The sequence below is a fragment of the Pseudomonas sp. M20 genome (assembly GCF_045037865.1).
In the GTDB taxonomy this organism is placed as follows: Bacteria; Pseudomonadota; Gammaproteobacteria; order Pseudomonadales; family Pseudomonadaceae; genus Aquipseudomonas.
Genome location: NZ_CP173611.1, coordinates 523835 through 540374, shown reverse-complemented (window position 1 = coordinate 540374; position 16540 = coordinate 523835). Strand labels below are relative to the sequence as shown.

The window sequence follows — 16540 nt, the reverse complement described above, 5'->3', positions numbered from 1 at the left end:
CGTTGTTATTGGAATGACAGACGGCTTTTTTGACCATTCGGACCAGTTGATTCAGGTCACTCGTTGTAGATAAAACAAAATATTGCCACTAAAAAGGCTTGTTTTCTATTTTTATGCGAATAATCTTGTAATTCCAACAACAAAACGACGGCGGCGCTGTTCCATGACTCTTCGAATCGCAATCAATGGTTTTGGCCGCATCGGCCGTAATGTCCTGCGCGCACTGTATACCCAAGGCTATCGACAGGATTTGCAGATCGTCGCCATCAACGATCTCGGCGACAGCTCGATCAATGCTCATCTGCTCAAATACGACACCGTTCACGGCACGTTCGACGCTCAGGTCGAGCATGACAATGAAAGTCTGACCGTCAACGGCGACCGCATTGCGGTCAGCGCCATTCGCAACCCGGCCGAGCTGCCATGGGCGGCGGAAAAGATTGATGTGGTGTTCGAATGCACCGGTCTCTTTACCGACCGCGCCAAAGCGGCCGCGCATATTACTGCCGGCGCACGCAAAGTGATCATCTCGGCCCCGGCAAAAGGCGCCGACGCCACCGTGGTTTATGGTGTGAACCACGACATTCTGCGCCAGTCGCACCAGATCATCTCCAACGCTTCGTGCACCACCAACTGCCTAGCACCGGTGGCACAAGTGCTGCACCGTGAGCTGGGGATCGAAAGTGGTCTGATGACTACAATTCATGCCTACACCAACGATCAGAACCTGACTGACGTCTATCACACCGACCCGTACCGCGCGCGTTCGGCCACGCAGAACATGATCCCAAGCAAGACCGGCGCCGCTGAAGCGGTAGGCCTGGTGCTCCCGGAACTGGCCGGCAAACTGACCGGCATGGCCGTGCGGGTGCCGGTGATCAATGTGTCGCTGGTGGACCTGACCGTGCAACTGAAAAAAGAAGCCAGCGCCGAGGAAGTCAACGCGCTGCTCAAGGCTGCGAGCCAGCATTCGAAGATATTGGGTTACAACACGTTGCCGCTGGTTTCCAGCGACTTCAACCACAATCCGTTGTCGTCGATCTTCGACGCCAACCACACCAAATCCAGCGGCAAACTGCTGAAGGTGCTGGCCTGGTATGACAACGAGTGGGGCTTCTCGAACCGCATGCTGGATAACTGCCTGGCGTTGTGTAACGCCGAATAACTCCCTGCTTTTTGTAGGAGTGAGCCTGCTCGCGATTGCTATCTGTCAGTCACAGATGTTGTGGCTGATCGACCGCTATCGCGAGCAGGCTCACTCCTACAGGGGTTTTGTGCTGTATTTGAAATCAGGGCTTGACCATACAGGCAGATGATAAGCATTATCATTCGCTTGAAATCGTTCAGGTCCTCCCGTGAGTCAATCGCGCTTCAACCACGTCTTCCTCACCCAGCGCACGTCCTTGCTGCGCACGCTGGAACGGATGGTCAACAATCACAGCACCGCAGAAGACCTGTTGCAGGAGACCTACCTGCGCGTGACGCGGGCGTTGAGCGAGCGGGCCATCGATCACCTCGAACCTTTTGTCTTCCAGACCGCGCGCAATCTGGCGCTGGATCATCTGCGCGCGCGCAAGATCCACTCGCGAACCATGGTCGATGATGTGCCGCAAGATATCGTGCACAGCGTCGCCGCCCCCGCCAGCAGCGCCGAAGATGCCGCACACGCCGAACAGATGCTGGAGCGCCTGAATGTGAGCCTCAGTCAACTCAGCCCCCGCCAGCAGCAGATTTTCATCCTCAGCCGTTTGCACGGGAACAGTTATCAGGAAATCGCTGATGAGCTGAATGTTTCTCTCAGCACCGTGCAAAAAGAACTGAAGCTGATCATGACCATCTGCATCGGCGTCGCCGAACGTCTGAATGGCGACTGAGGCTGTAGGGCTTTTCTGTAAGTGCTCGGATCGCCTGCACGGATCATCGGGCTTTGTTACCCTTGCCCGACTTTTACGCTTCACTTGAAAAAACAGCCGTGCGCAGACACTGCCGAGGAAACACCGTGACGGACACCCACCGCTCGCCTTCGCCGGATTCGGTGCAGGACGCTGCAAACGCAATGGACCAGGCACTGGACTGGCTCATCGTGCTCGGCAGCCCGGACGAGGAACAGACCCGGCAATTTCACGCCTGGCTGGCGGCCGATCCGTTGAATGCCGAAGCGTTCGCCAAGGCCCAGGCGATCTGGGACGGCCCGCAAGTCGCCCAGTGCGCGCAAAGCCTGGCGGCCAAACCTGCGAAAGTCACCTTCCTCAAGCGTCTGCGCCCACACTGGAAACCGCTGGCGACTGCTGCGGTGCTGATCCTCGGATTGTTCAGTTTCAGTAATCTGCCGATGCGCATTCAGGCCGATCATCTGACCGTGGTGGGCGAGCGCCAGCGTCTGCAATTGGAGGACGGCTCGAAAGTCCTGCTCAATACCAACTCGGCATTCTCCAGCACCATCAACGATCAGCAGCGCGTTGCCCGGTTGTTTCAGGGCGAGGCGTTTTTCGAGATCGCCAGCGGCCGCAGTCAACCGCTGGAAATCGATGCCGGCCCGGTCACCGCCAGCGTGCGCGATACCGCTTTCGCCGTGCGTTATCTCGATGGCGTCGCGCAGGTCAATGTGCAACGTGGCGATGTCGATCTGCGCGCCACGCATAACGATGCTCGTGTGCGCCTGACTGCCGGTGAGAGCATCCGTATCGGTCCCAACGGCTTCGACCGCCCGGCCAAACTCGACGCCAACACGGATCTGGCGTGGGTGCAGGGCCGACTGGTGTTCGAGAACTGCCCGCTGAATCAGGTGCTGGCCGAATTGCGCCGCTACTACCCGGGCTGGATCATCAACAATAACGAACAGTTGGCGGACGTCGCCGTGACCGGCAATTACCGTCTCGACCAGCCGCTCGACGTGGTTCGCTCCCTCGCACACATCACCTCGGCGCGCCTGCAGGAATTCCCCGCGCTGGTGATCTTGAACTAAATGAGAATTATTTTTACTCGATAGCCAACGTCAGTACGTCTCGTTATAGCCAATGCAATTGATTCGCAACACGCGAAGCCAATCAGCCCCTATAAAGATTCGTGCGACACGGAGCGCTATCGATGTCCTCACGCCTTACCCGCCAGACTTCCTCCCCTTCTCGCGTATTGTCGCTGCTGACCGCTGCCATCCTGATGGCCGGTGCTGCACCGCTGATGGCTGCCACCGAGCAACCTTCGCGCAACATGGGCGATTACTCGTTCGCCATCGGTCAGCAGCCGCTGGTGTCGGCACTCAATGCCTTCACCGCCGTGACCGGTTGGCAGGTCGGTTTGCCGGCAGAACTGGGTCAGGGCGTGGCTTCGCCGGGCGTGCGTGGCTCGCTACCCCCGGAAAAAGCCCTGGAGCGCCTGTTGGTGGGGACCAACCTGAGCTTCCGCAAAATCAGCAACAACAACGTTGTGCTGGAAAAGCGCAACGCCAGCGGCACGCTCAATCTCGATCAGGTGACCATCAGCGCCACCCGTCAGGAGCAGTCGGTCAACAGCGTGCCGGCCACCGTCACCGTGCAGACCCGCCAGGACCTGGACCGCAACAACGTCAACACCATCAAGGATCTGGTGCGTTATGAGCCGGGCGTATCCGTCGGCGGCGCCGGCACCCGTGGCGGCATCAGCGGCTACAACATCCGCGGTATCGACGGCGACCGCATCCTGACGCAAGTCGACGGTGTGGAAGTCCCGGACGGTTTCTTCAACGGCCCGTACGCCAAGACTCAGCGCAATTACGTCGATCCGGAAATCGTCAAACGCGTGGAAATCCTCCGTGGTCCGGCCTCGGTGCTGTACGGCAGCAACGCCATTGGCGGCGCGGTCAGCTACTACACCCTCGATGCCGACGACATCATCAAGCCGGGCAAAGACGTCGGTGCGCGTCTGAAAACCGGTTACAGCTCGGCCGATGACAGCTGGTTGAAGTCCGCCACCGTGGCCGGCCGCGCCGACCAGTTCGACGGTTTGCTGCATTACAGCCAGCGTGACGGTCACGAAACCGATTCCTATGGCAGCAACAATGGCACTGGCCTTGAGCGCACCGCCGCCAACCCGGAAGACGTCAGCGCCTACAACGTGCTGGCCAAGATCGGCTGGAACTACAACGAAGATTCGCGCCTGGGCCTGACCTACGAAAAGTACAAGGATGATCGCGACACCGATCAGAAAAGTGCTTACGGCGGCCCGTACTTCAACGGCGCCCCGACCATTCCGAACAGCGTGCTGCCCGGCGGCATGTACCAGTGGCGCACCGGTAACGATACGATCACCCGTGAGCGTTTCGGCATCGAGCACTCGTTCGCCCTCGACAGCCTGCTGGTCGACAACGTGAAGTGGAGCCTCAACCACCAGATCGCCAAGACCGACCAGAGCACCACCGAGTTCTACTATCCGATCACCCGTAAAGTGCTGCGCACCCGTGACACCATTTACGAAGAAAAGCAGTGGGTCTTCGATGCGCAACTGGACAAAGCCTTCGCCATCGGCGACACCGATCACGTGCTGACTTACGGCACCACCCTCAAGCAACAGAAAGTCACCGGCTCGCGCAGCGGCGACGGCACCTGCCTGGCCGTCGGTCGAGGCTGCACCGCCATCGGCGCAACCAGTACCGCTGACGTATTGGCCAAAGCCACCGACTTCCCGGACCCGACCATCAACACCTACAGCGTGTTCGCTCAGGATCAGATCAGCTGGAACAACTGGACCTTCCTGCCGGGCCTGCGCTACGACTACACCCAGCTCAAGCCGCACATCACTCAGGAATTCCTCAACACCGTGGCCGCCGACGGCCAAGGCACGGTCAGCGACAAGAACAAGACCTGGCACAAAATTTCGCCCAAGTTCGGCCTGACCTACGCCCTGACCGAGAATTACACCTGGTACGGTCAGTACGCCGAAGGTTTCCGCACCCCGACCGCGAAAGCCCTGTACGGCCGCTTCGAAAACACCACCACCGGTTACAGCGTGGCGCCGAACCCGGACCTCGAACCGGAGAAAAGCAAAAGCTATGAAACCGGTCTGCGCGGCAATTTCGAACAAGGTTCGTTCGACGTCGCGGTGTTCTACAACAAGTACCGCGATTTCATTAACGAAGATGCTGTGACCCCGGGCCGCAACGAGCTGACCTTCCAGTCGGCCAACATCAAGCACGCCACCATCAAGGGTGCGGAAGTCAAAGGTCGCCTGAACCTGGATGCGTTTGGCGCGCCGCAAGGCCTCTATACCCAGGGCTCGATCGCCTACGCCTACGGTCGCAACAACGACAACGGCGAACCGATCAACAGCGTCAACCCGCTGACCGGCGTGTTCGGACTGGGTTACGACCAGGACAACTACGGCGGCCTGCTGAGCTGGACCGTGGTGAAGAAAAAGGATCGCGTCGACGACAGCAACTTCAAGTCGCCGGATGGCGTCAGCAGTCAGTTCAAGACGCCGGGCTTCGGCATTCTGGATCTGGCCGGTTATTACAAAGTCACCGACGACGTCACCGTCAGCGGCGGCATCTACAACCTGACCGACAAGAAATACTGGCTGTGGGATGACGTGCGCGGTTACGACAGCGTCGGCGAAGCTTCGGTGACGCAACCGGCCAACCTCGATCGCCTGACCCAACCGGGCCGCAACTTTGCGATCAATCTGATCTGGGACATTTGATCCAACCAACCTCACGGCGCTTGTTCACACACCGCGCCGTGAGGTTTTTTTACGCTTGCACGTCTTCTTGTTCGTCTCGTTATCAAGCGCCTCTTTTATCAAGGACATGTCATGACCACTTCGGAAAAAGCCCTGCGTTCACAACGCCTGAACCAGATCACCCACGAGCCGCACAGCAAGCTCGACGCCCTGGTCAAAGCCCACGCGCCGTTCGAGACCCGCGCCAATTTCGCCCGTTTTGTCGTCGCGCAGTACCTGTTCCAGTCGGAACTGGTCGATCTGTATAACGACGCCGAACTGACCGCCATGGTCCCGGATCTGCCGGCCCGTTGCCGCGCCGAAGCGGCCAAGGCTGACCTGGCGGATCTCGACACGGAAGTACCGGCTCCGGTCGCAGGCGCGGTGAAGAACCCGAGCAAGGCTCGCGCGCTGGGCTGGATCTTTGTCTCCGAAGGTTCGAAGCTCGGTGCTGCGTTCCTGATCAAACGCGCGGTGGCGCTGGAGCTGAGCGAAACCTTTGGTGCCCGTCACCTCGGTGAGCCAGAAGGTGGCCGTGCCGAAGGCTGGAAAAGCTTCGTGCGCACCCTTGATTTGCTGCAGTTCAGTGCTGAAGAAGAGGCTGAAGTGGAGCAAGGCGCGATCGACGCGTTCAACCGCTTCACCGTGCTGCTGGAACAGGCTTACGCCACCGAAGCCGAACCGGCCTGACACAACACACATCCCCTGTAGGAGTGAGCCTGCTCGCGATGGCGTCCTGTCATTCAATATGAATGTCGACTGATACACCGCTATCGCGAGCAGGCTCACTCCTACAGGGGAACTGCGTAAGCCTGTAAGATCTCCACTCCGCTTCAGAAGCCACCGCTGAGCCCATGCCGCAACCCGCCTCCTCGAAACTCGCCCGTGTGCTGTTCGGCCTGCTGGCCTACGTTAGCCTTGGCGTCGGCCTGATCGCCATTGTCGTGCCCGGCCTGCCGACTACCGAGTTCATCCTTCTTGCCGCCTGGGCCGCGACCCGCAGCTCGCCGCGCCTGAGTGCCTGGCTGGAAAACCATCGGCTGTTCGGGCCGATCCTCAGTAACTGGCGCAACGGCAAGATCATCGCGCGCAAGGCCAAGGTCAGCGCCACGGTAAGCATGTTGCTGTGCGCCACGTTGATGCTGGTGATGCTCGATCACGGCTGGCCGGTTTATCTGGCGATTGCCGGGATGAGCGTGGGCAATCTGTGGATCTGGTCGCGCCCGGAATCTCTGGCTAAAACTGTCTGATCACGCTCGCGAAAAGTCTCTCCCGCCCGTGACAAGCGCCGTCACCGTCCTGAAACATCCCTGTAATTAATCGCTTTTTCAGCACTTTCCCCTGCGCAAACGTTTAGCGCTGACCGTCCGTCGGCACACGCCTCATGACCTCTGCTTCCACGCCGATGAGCATTGAATGGCGCTGAATGGATTTGGCGAACCGGATAGTTCATATCCGCCTGCCACCCGTATATTCATTCGCGAGATCGCCCCATGTTCGACGCTCTGTCCATTCGCCTGAAAATCGTTCTGCTCTCCGGTCTGTGCCTGCTCGGTGTGGTTGCGCTGATCGTCGGCATGAACATCTACCAGACCAACCAGAACGACGAACTGGTCAGTAACTCCAGCAACCAGTTGCTCACCGCCAGCGTGCAGAACCTGTTGCAAGCCAAAGCCGCCGAGCAAGCCGTGCGGGTGCAGAAAACCTTCGGCGAAAGCCTGACGGTGATCACTGCCGTAGCGGATCAGATCAAGGACATGCGGGTAATGGCCGCCAAGCGTTCGCTGGACGCCGGCGCCTTGCGCGAAGAGTTGAACCTGAGCCTGAAAAGCGCTTTTGAACGCAACGATAAGGTGCTCGGCATCTGGCTCGCCTTCGAACCGAACGCTCTCGACGGTAAGGACAGCGAGTTCGCCAACGACGCCGCGCGTCAGTCCAACGAAGCCGGGCGTTTTGCCACGTACTGGAGCCGCGCCGCCGGTGCCTCGCTGAACACCATCATGGTCGAAGAAGACCTGACCAAAACCACCCTCAGCGTCAGCGGCACGCCCTACAACAGCTGGTACACCTGCCCTCGCGACAACAAACGCACCTGCCTGCTCGACCCGTATGCCGACACTGTCGGGGGCAAGGAAATGCTCATGACGACCATTTCTGTGCCGTTGATCGTCGACGGTAAAGCCATCGGCGTGGTCGGTGTCGACATTGCTCTCGACGCCCTGCAAGCGGCGGCCGTGGATTCCCAGCGCAGCCTGTTCAACAACGCCGGGCATATGCTGATTGTCTCCGGCAGCGGCGTGCTCGCGGCCGACAGTTCCGACGCGAGCAAGGTCGGCAAAAAGATCAGCGACACCCTCGGCGCCGATGGCAAAGATGTGCTGCAACTGCTGAGCTCCGGCACACCGAAGATTCTCGAACAAGGTGATTTGATTCGCGCCGTTTACCCGGTCGACCCAATCGGCAACTCGCGCGCTTGGGGCGTGGTCATCGACCTGCCGAAACAAGTGCTGCTAGCCGATTCGGTAAAACTGCAAGCGGTACTCGACGATGCTCAGGAAACCGGCGTAATCACTGCACTGCTGGTCGCCGTGGTTGCCGGTCTGGTTGGCCTGTTGCTGATCTGGCTGACCGCGTCCGGCGTCACCCGACCGATCAACAGCGTCGCCGAAATGCTGAAGAACATCGCCAGCGGCGAAGGCGATCTGACCCAACGTCTGAACTACAGCAAGCAGGATGAACTGGGCGAACTGGTGAACTGGTTCAATCGCTTCCTCGACAAGCTGCAACCGACCATCGCGCAGATCAAACAGAGCATCACCGAAGCACGCGGCACCGCCGACCAGTCCTCGGAAATCGCCCGCCAGACCAGCGAAGGCATGCAGGTGCAGTTCCGCGAGATCGATCAGGTCGCCACCGCCTCCAACGAAATGAGCGCCACCGCCCACGACGTCGCCAACAGCGCATCCAACGCAGCCAATGCCGCCAAAGGTGCCGATCAGTCGGCGAGGGACGGCATGTCGATCATCGAGCGCAGCACCCGCGACATCAACCAACTGGCCGATGAAGTCAGCAAAGCGGTGACCGAGGTTGAAGCGCTGGCGGTCAACAGCGAGCAGATCGGCTCGGTACTGGAGGTGATCCGCAGCATCGCCGAACAGACCAACCTGCTCGCCCTCAACGCGGCGATTGAAGCGGCCCGCGCCGGTGAGAGCGGCCGTGGTTTTGCGGTGGTTGCCGACGAAGTGCGCAACCTCGCCAAGCGCACGCAGGATTCGGTGGAGGAAATCCGCATTGTGATCGAGCGGATTCAGACCGGTACGCGGGGTGTGGTCGCGACCATGCATTCGAGCCAGACTCAGGCGCATAACAACGCCGGACAGATTCGTCAGGCCGTGGATGCGCTGGGCAAGATCAGCGATGCGGTGACGGTGATCAGCGATATGAACCTGCAGATTGCCAGTGCGGCTGAGCAGCAGAGTGCGGTGGCGGAAGAAGTGAGCCGCAACGTCTCGGCGATTCGTACCGTCACCGAAACGCTGACTGAGCAAGCCACCGAATCGGCGGCGATCAGCAGCCAGCTCAATGCCCTGGCCAGCCAGCAGATGAAATTGATGGATCAGTTCCGCGTCTAAGCCACACTGCATTTCCCTTGTAGGAGTGAGCCTGCTCGCGATCGCGGTGGATCAGTGGAGCATGTGTCGACTGACACACCGCGATCGCGAGCAGGCTCACTCCTACAGGAGCTTTCATCTAATCCGATGATGTTTTGCACTATCATCGCCCTCTCGCTCCGGAGGGCCTTCGATGACTGATTTACTCACGTCCATTCAAGCCGCGCTCGGCTTGCTACACACGCCGGTTCCGTTCACCGAGCGCGGCGCCCTGCCCTCGGCGTTCGCCGTCACTGACCTTGCCTGCGCCAGCATGGCCGCGGCCGGTCAGGCTGTCAGCCAATTGATCGAGCAACAGACCGGTCATTTGCCCGCTGTAGAAGTCGACCGACGCCTGGCCTCGTTCTGGTTCTCGACCTCGATCCGCCCCCTCGGCTGGCAAGTGCCACCACTGTGGGACCCGATCGCAGGCGACTACGCCACACAGGATGGCTGGATCCGCCTGCACACCAACGCCCCGCATCACCGCGCCGCCGCTGAACGCGTGCTGGGTGCCTGCGCCGATCGTGCCGCGATGGCGGCGAAAGTCGCGCAATGGACGAGCACGGATCTGGAGCAAGCGGTGGTAGACGCCAAGGGCTGCGCCGCCGAAATGCGCAGCTGGGCACAGTGGCAGACGCATCCGCAGGGGCTGGCGGTGAATGCCGAGCCGTTGGTGCATTTCATCGATTCGCAAGATGAAAGCAGCCAAACCTGGCGAGGCTCGGTGGCGCAACCGTTGGCCGGGATCAAGGTACTGGACCTGACCCGCGTGCTCGCAGGCCCCACCGCCAGCCGTTTTCTCGCGGGCCTTGGCGCCGGCGTATTGCGCATCGATTCACCGACCTGGAACGAGCCCGGTGTCGTCCCGGAAATGACCCTCGGTAAACGCTGCGCGCGGCTGAACTTGCAGGATCCAGTGGATCGCGCGGTGTTTGAAGGTTTGCTGAAAGACGCCGACATTCTGCTGCATGGCTACCGTGCCGACGCACTGGAAAATCTCGGGTTCGGCGTTGAGCGTCGCCGCCAGCTCGCGCCGGACCTGATCGATGTCGGCCTCAATGCCTACGGCTGGAGTGGCCCGTGGCAGAACCGCCGGGGCTTCGACAGTCTGGTGCAGATGAGCAGCGGCATCGCCGATGCCGGGCAGCAATGGATGCAGGCCGACAAACCTACGCCGTTGCCGGTACAGGCGCTGGATCATGCGACCGGGTATTTGATGGCGGCAAGTGTGCTCCGACTGTTGGCCGAGCGTTTTAAGACGGGTCGCGGTGGCTCGGCGCGATTGTCACTGGCGCGGACGGCGAAGTTATTGGTCGAGCATGGGCCGGGGACGAATGAGGCAATGCGGGCGGAAGATGAGCAGGATCAGGGTTCATTTCTGGAACAGACCCCATGGGGCCCGGCGCATCGCTTGCAGGTGCCGGTGAAGATCAGCGGCACATCTATTCAATGGGCTTTGCCGGCTACGGAATTGGGTTCTCACCAACCACGGTGGGCTTAAAAAAGCCCCTCACCCTAACCCTCTCCCAGAGGGAGAGGGGACTGATTGGGGGATATTCGAGAGATTCACCGACTTGTACGATTGGCGCTGAATCCATAATCGACTCGGGCTTTCAGGTCGGTGGATCGCGCAAGACACCTCGGTCGGCCCCCTCTCCCTCCGGGAGAGGGCTGGGGTGAGGGCTGCAATTTCAGGCCGAGCGATGATGTTTCAATCTGCCCGGCTCAAAGATGTCCACAAAAGCTGCGCCGCATACCCTCGATAAGGCCGCCAGGTCTCAGCGCGCAAAGCCAATTCCCGCGCTGTCGGCCGCTCGCCTTCCAGCACCTCCAGCGCTCGCAACAACCCGACATCTCCGGTCGGAAACCCATCCATATCCCGCAACTGGCGCAGCGCAATGTACTGCGCCGTCCACTCGCCAATCCCGTGCAACGCCAACAACCGCGCCACGCCACATTCACGATTCGGCTTGAACAATGAAGGCTCATCCAGCAACGCCTGCGCCACCCCAGATAACGTCCGCCCGCGACTTTTCGGCATGCCCAACGCCGCCAGATCTGCCGCTACCAGCACCTGCGCCTCGGGAAACACATGGGTCAATCCAGGCACACTCGAATCCAGCGGCGCGCCATATTGCGCAACCAGTTTCCCCGCCAGACGAATCGCCGCGACCACTGTAATCTGCTGCCCAAGCACCGCGCGAAACGCCAATTCCAAGCCATCCCACGCACCGGGAATCCGCAGCCCCGGACGCTCGGCAATCAACTGCGCCAGCAACGGATCACTCGCCAAATGCCCTTGCATCAGCGCCAGATCCGCATCCAGATCAAACATCCGCCGCAACCTGATAACGATCTCGGGCACCATCAACGGATCAGGAAAATCCAGCTCAACCGCCAAGGCATTCCCTGCCTCAGGCCAAATTGAAACCGTGCCATGAAGCCCGTTCACCCGATGCTGCGCGAGTACACATCCTCGACCATAACCTCCATCCCGACCACCGCCCGCGCCGCGAGAAACCCCAGCATTGCGTCCCAGTCATACGGCGGCTGATACTCAAGCGACAACCTCACAACGACAGCACCCCGCTGTACAAACCATAAGCCGCCAGCCCCGCACCGATGACCACGCAGGTAAAAATGCCCTTCTCGACATGGGTGAACAGTGGCTCGCCCGCCTCATGTTTGGCCTGGGCAAACAAAATCACCCCCGGCGCATACAACAGCGCCGACAACAGCAAATACTTCACTCCGCCGGCATACAACAACCACACCGCGTAACCGAGGGCAATGCCGCCGATCAGCAGATCCTTGGTGCGCTCAGCCGAGGCATGTTCGTAGGTTTCGCCGCGCCCGCTGAGCAACACCGCGTACGCCGCCGACCACAGGTACGGCACCAGAATCATCGACGAAGCCAGATAAATCAGACTGGTGTAAGTCCCGGCCGAAAACAGCGTGATCAACAGGAAAATCTGGATCATCGCGTTGGTCAGCCACAACGCATTGACCGGCACGTGGTTCTTGTTTTCCTTTTTCAGGAACGCCGGCATGGTCTTGTCCTTGGCCGTGGCGAAGAGAATCTCCGCGCAGAGCAATGCCCACGACAACAACGCACCGAGCAGGGAAATCGCCAGACCGATGCTGATCAACAGCGCGCCCCACGGCCCGACAATGTGTTCGAGTACCGCCGCCAGCGACGGATTCTGCAGATTCGCCAGCTCCGGCTGGCTCATGATCCCCAGCGACAGCACGTTGACCAGCACCAGCAACGCCAGCACGCCGACAAAACCGATGACCGTGGCGCGGCCGACGTCGCTGCGTTTTTCCGCCCGCGCCGAGTACACGCTGGCGCCTTCGATGCCGATGAACACGAACACCGTGACCAGCATCATGTTGCGCACCTGATCCATCACCCCGCCGAAATTCGGGTTGCTGGTGCCCCAGATATCACGAGTGAAAATGTCAGCCTTGAATGCCACCGCCGCGATGACGATGAACATGATCAGCGGCACGACTTTGGCCACCGTGGTCAGCTGGTTGATCAGCGCCGCCTCCTTGATCCCGCGCATCACCAGAAAATGCACGGCCCACAGCAGCACCGAGGCGCAGCCGATGGCGATCGGCGTATTGCCCTGGCCAAACACCGGAAAAAAGTAGCCGAGGGTGCTGAACAGCAGTACGAAATAACCGACGTTGCCCAGCCACGCACTGATCCAGTAACCCCACGCCGACGAGAACCCCATGTAGTCGCCAAATCCGGCCTTGGCGTAGGCATACACGCCGGAATCCAGTTCGGGTTTGCGATTGGCCAGGGTCTGAAAGACGAACGCCAGAGTCAGCATGCCGATCGCGGTAATCCCCCAACCGATCAGGATCGCCCCGGCATCGGCGCGTGCCGCCATGTTCTGCGGCAGCGAGAAAATCCCCCCGCCAATCATCGAACCCACCACCAGGGCGATCAACGCGCCTAATCGCAGCTTTTGCGTCGGTTGCGACATTTCAGTTTCCCTTTGAAGTGTGGTGAGCGTGCATTTGTAACAACTATTAACTAAACGGATAAAGGTAGATGACGTTTATCAGGTAACGCCAGTTAACGCCTGTTTATATATAGCGGATGACGCTAACGCCTAGCACGTTAAGACAGTTTTGTGCGCTGATCCTGATAAATCAATTCTGTACTGAAAACAGAGGCTGAAAATTTGCCAAAAGCTGAAAAAGAACTAGCGTCATAATTCGAAAGTAATAATAGCCATTCCCAACAATGTAGCCACAACGCCTCTAGGACGGGCCTTGCGGGCAGGATATTTATGCCTTCAGTCGAAGCCTAAGTCATTCATTAACAATGGAATGTGACCATGCACTGATCTAAGTCAGCTGTTTGAACAGACAACAGAACTACGCTGTGATCTCTTCTCTCCTGCAATGGAGTCATGCAAATGTCTGAAGCTCCCGGAAAACTACGACTAGGTGCACTGGTTGCATTGGTAGTCGGCTCAATGATCGGTGGCGGGATATTCTCCTTGCCGCAAAACATGGCCGCCAGCGCCGACGTCGGTGCGGTACTTATCGGTTGGGCCATCACCGCTGTCGGCATGCTCACCCTCGCTTTTGTCTTCCAAACCCTCGCCAATCGCAAGCCTGACCTGGACGGCGGCGTCTACGCCTACGCCAAGGCCGGATTTGGCGATTACATGGGTTTCTCGTCCGCGTGGGGTTACTGGATCAGTGCCTGGCTGGGTAACGTCGGTTACTTCGTTCTGCTGTTCAGCACTCTCGGCTATTTCTTTCCGGTTTTCGGTGAGGGCAACACCGTTGCTGCGGTGATTGGCGCCTCGGTGCTGTTGTGGGCGGTGCACTTTCTGGTGCTGCGCGGGATCAAGGAAGCGGCGTTCATCAACCTGGTGACCACGGTCGCCAAAGTCGTACCGCTGCTGCTGTTCGTGTTGATCGCGGTGTTCGCTTTCAAACTGGACATCTTCACCGCCGACATCTGGGGCATCAAAAATCCGGATCTGGGCAGTGTGATGAACCAGGTGCGCAACATGATGCTGGTCACCGTCTGGGTGTTCATCGGTATCGAGGGCGCGAGCATCTTCTCGGCCCGCGCCGAAAAACGCTCGGACGTTGGTAAAGCCACCGTGATCGGTTTCATCACCGTGCTGTTGTTCCTGGTGCTGGTGAACGTGCTGTCGCTGGGCATCATGACCCAACCGGAACTGGCGAAACTGCAGAACCCGTCGATGGCGGCCGTGCTGGAACATGTGGTCGGTCACTGGGGCGCGGTGCTGATCAGCGTCGGTCTGATCATCTCCTTGCTGGGGGCGTTGCTGTCGTGGGTGCTGCTGTGTGCGGAGATCATGTTCGCCGCCGCCAAAGACCACACCATGCCGGAGTTCCTGCGCAAGGAAAACGCCAACCACGTACCGGTCAACGCGCTGTGGCTGACCAACGCGATGGTGCAGATTTTCCTGATCATCACGCTGTTCTCGGCGAGTACTTACCTGTCGCTGATCTACCTCGCCACTTCGATGATTCTGGTGCCGTACCTGTGGTCAGCGGCCTATGCCCTGCTGCTGGCGGTGCGCGGTGAAAGTTACGAAGGCTTCGCGGCCGAACGGCGCAAGGATCTGATTATCGGCGGCATCGCGCTGATCTATGCGGTGTGGCTGCTGTATGCCGGCGGGGTCAAGTATCTGCTGCTCTCGGCCCTGCTCTACGCACCCGGCGCGATCCTGTTCGCCAAGGCCAAGCTGGAACTCAAACAACCGATTTTCACTAACGTCGAGAAGCTGATTTTCGCCGCAGTGGTCGTGGGTGCCCTGGTGGCTGCCTACGGTCTCTACGACGGCTTCCTGACTCTGTAATCCCTGATTGTTTTGTTATCTGGAGGATCTGAAATGACCACGGAAAAAGTTAAGTACGGCGTCCATTCCGAAGCCGGCAAACTGCGCAAAGTCATGGTGTGCTCCCCAGGTCTGGCCCATCAGCGGCTGACCCCGAACAACTGCGATGAACTGCTGTTCGACGACGTGCTCTGGGTGGCTCAGGCCAAGCGCGACCACTTCGACTTCGTCACCAAAATGCGTGAGCGCGGCATCGACGTGCTGGAAATGCACAACCTGCTGACCGACATCGTCGCTAACCCTGAGGCACTGGACTGGATTCTCGAGCGCAAGGTCACCGCCGACTCGGTGGGCCTGGGCCTGATCAACGAAGTCAAATCCTGGCTGAAAAGCCTCGAGCCACGGCACATCGCCGAATTCCTGATTGGTGGCGTGTCTGCCGATGATCTGCCGGACAGCTTTGGTGGCAAGACCATCCAGATGTTCCGCGACTTCCTCGGCCATTCGAGCTTCATTCTGCCGCCGCTGCCGAACACCCAGTTCACCCGCGACACCACCTGCTGGATCTACGGTGGCGTGACACTGAACCCGATGTACTGGCCAGCGCGCCGTCAGGAAACCCTGCTGGCCGCCGCTATCTACAAATTCCACCCACAGTTCACCAACGCCGAATTCGAGATCTGGTACGGCGACCCGGACAAGGAACACGGCAGCTCCACCCTCGAGGGCGGCGACGTCATGCCAATCGGCAACGGCGTGGTGCTGATCGGTATGGGCGAACGCTCATCGCGTCAGGCCATCGGCCAACTGGCGCTGAACCTGTTCAAGAACAAAGCCGTGGAAAAAGTCATCGTCGCCGGTCTGCCGAAGTCCCGCGCGGCGATGCACCTCGACACCGTGTTCAGCTTCTGCGATCGCGACCTGGTGACGATTTTCCCGGAAGTGGTGAACCAGATTGTCGCGTTCACCCTGCGCCCTGACGAAAGCAAACAGGGCGGCATCGACATTCGCCGCGAAGAAACCAACTTCCTCGACACCGTCGCCGCAGCCCTCAACCTGCCGAAACTGCGCGTGGTGGAAACCGGCGGCAACAGCTTCGCCGCCGAGCGCGAGCAATGGGACGACGGCAACAACGTGGTGGCCGTGGAGCCGGGCGTGGTCATCGGCTACGACCGCAACACCTACACCAACACCCTGCTGCGCAAGGCCGGCGTGGAAGTCATCACCATCAGCGCCGGTGAACTGGGCCGCGGCCGTGGCGGTGGCCACTGCATGACCTGCCCGATCATCCGCGATCCGATCGATTACTAAACCTCTGAGCCCTGGCCGCAGCTTACCCAGCGCGGCCGGGGG

12 protein-coding genes and 2 pseudogenes are annotated in these 16540 nt (G+C 59.7%); 11 read left to right on the top strand and 3 right to left on the bottom strand.

The features are described 5' to 3' along the window. Positions 1–163: 163 nt before the first annotated feature. The 9 genes and pseudogenes from gap to ACI514_RS02285 all read left to right on the top strand — a co-directional run bounded on the left by gap (position 164) and on the right by ACI514_RS02285 (position 10845). Positions 164–1165, top strand: a complete 1002-nt coding sequence (gene gap / locus ACI514_RS02325; protein WP_077574258.1) for a type I glyceraldehyde-3-phosphate dehydrogenase — start codon at positions 164–166, stop codon at positions 1163–1165. Positions 1166–1355: 190 nt separating this feature from the next. Continuing rightward, on the top strand, positions 1356–1874 hold the full coding sequence (locus ACI514_RS02320) for an RNA polymerase sigma factor (protein ID WP_405123011.1): 519 nt from the start codon (positions 1356–1358) through the stop codon (positions 1872–1874). Between the two features lie 125 nt (positions 1875–1999). Then, positions 2000–2965 (top strand): FecR domain-containing protein, encoded by a 966-nt coding sequence (locus ACI514_RS02315; RefSeq protein ID WP_160059158.1) that lies wholly within the window; start codon positions 2000–2002, stop codon positions 2963–2965. A gap of 122 nt (positions 2966–3087) precedes the next feature. Next, positions 3088–5673: a TonB-dependent receptor gene (locus ACI514_RS02310; RefSeq protein WP_405123010.1), complete on the top strand. Its 2586-nt coding sequence runs from the start codon at positions 3088–3090 to the stop codon at positions 5671–5673. Between the two features lie 111 nt (positions 5674–5784). Then, positions 5785–6381 carry a biliverdin-producing heme oxygenase gene (locus ACI514_RS02305; RefSeq protein ID WP_405123009.1) on the top strand — a complete coding sequence of 199 codons (597 nt, stop codon included), beginning with the start codon at positions 5785–5787 and terminating at the stop codon, positions 6379–6381. A gap of 164 nt (positions 6382–6545) precedes the next feature. Next, complete coding sequence (locus tag ACI514_RS02300) at positions 6546–6941, top strand: YbaN family protein (protein ID WP_405123008.1); 396 nt, start codon at positions 6546–6548, stop codon at positions 6939–6941. A 243-nt stretch (positions 6942–7184) separates the two neighbouring features. Beyond that, positions 7185–8417 (top strand): annotated as a pseudogene (locus tag ACI514_RS02295) (chemotaxis protein); the annotation flags it as partial. A 150-nt stretch (positions 8418–8567) separates the two neighbouring features. Further along, positions 8568–9323: a methyl-accepting chemotaxis protein gene (locus tag ACI514_RS02290; protein WP_405124188.1), complete on the top strand. Its 756-nt coding sequence runs from the start codon at positions 8568–8570 to the stop codon at positions 9321–9323. Positions 9324–9495: 172 nt separating this feature from the next. Next, positions 9496–10845 (top strand): CoA transferase, encoded by a 1350-nt coding sequence (locus ACI514_RS02285; RefSeq protein ID WP_405123007.1) that lies wholly within the window; start codon positions 9496–9498, stop codon positions 10843–10845. Positions 10846–11055: 210 nt separating this feature from the next. On the opposite strand, the gene ACI514_RS02280 is transcribed toward ACI514_RS02285, so the two are convergent. From ACI514_RS02280 to arcD (ACI514_RS02270), 3 genes and pseudogenes are all read right to left on the bottom strand, one after another. Further along, entirely contained in the window at positions 11056–11649 is a 594-nt protein-coding gene (locus ACI514_RS02280) for a DNA-3-methyladenine glycosylase family protein (RefSeq protein WP_405124187.1), read from the bottom strand. Further along, a pseudogene (locus ACI514_RS02275) lies at positions 11626–11873 on the bottom strand (AlkA N-terminal domain-containing protein); the annotation flags it as partial. The gene ACI514_RS02280 and the pseudogene ACI514_RS02275, both read right to left, overlap by 24 nt. A gap of 41 nt (positions 11874–11914) precedes the next feature. Continuing rightward, entirely contained in the window at positions 11915–13342 is a 1428-nt protein-coding gene (arcD, locus tag ACI514_RS02270; protein ID WP_405123006.1) for an arginine-ornithine antiporter, read from the bottom strand. A gap of 438 nt (positions 13343–13780) precedes the next feature. On the opposite strand from arcD (ACI514_RS02270), the gene arcD (ACI514_RS02265) reads away from it, so the two are divergent. Together arcD (ACI514_RS02265) and arcA are read left to right on the top strand one after the other, a co-directional pair. After that, a complete protein-coding gene (gene arcD, locus ACI514_RS02265; RefSeq protein WP_008086807.1) occupies positions 13781–15208 on the top strand; it encodes an arginine-ornithine antiporter in 1428 nt (475 codons plus the stop codon). Between the two features lie 33 nt (positions 15209–15241). Further along, positions 15242–16498 (top strand): arginine deiminase, encoded by a 1257-nt coding sequence (arcA, locus tag ACI514_RS02260; RefSeq protein ID WP_160059166.1) that lies wholly within the window; start codon positions 15242–15244, stop codon positions 16496–16498. Positions 16499–16540 lie beyond the last annotated feature (42 nt).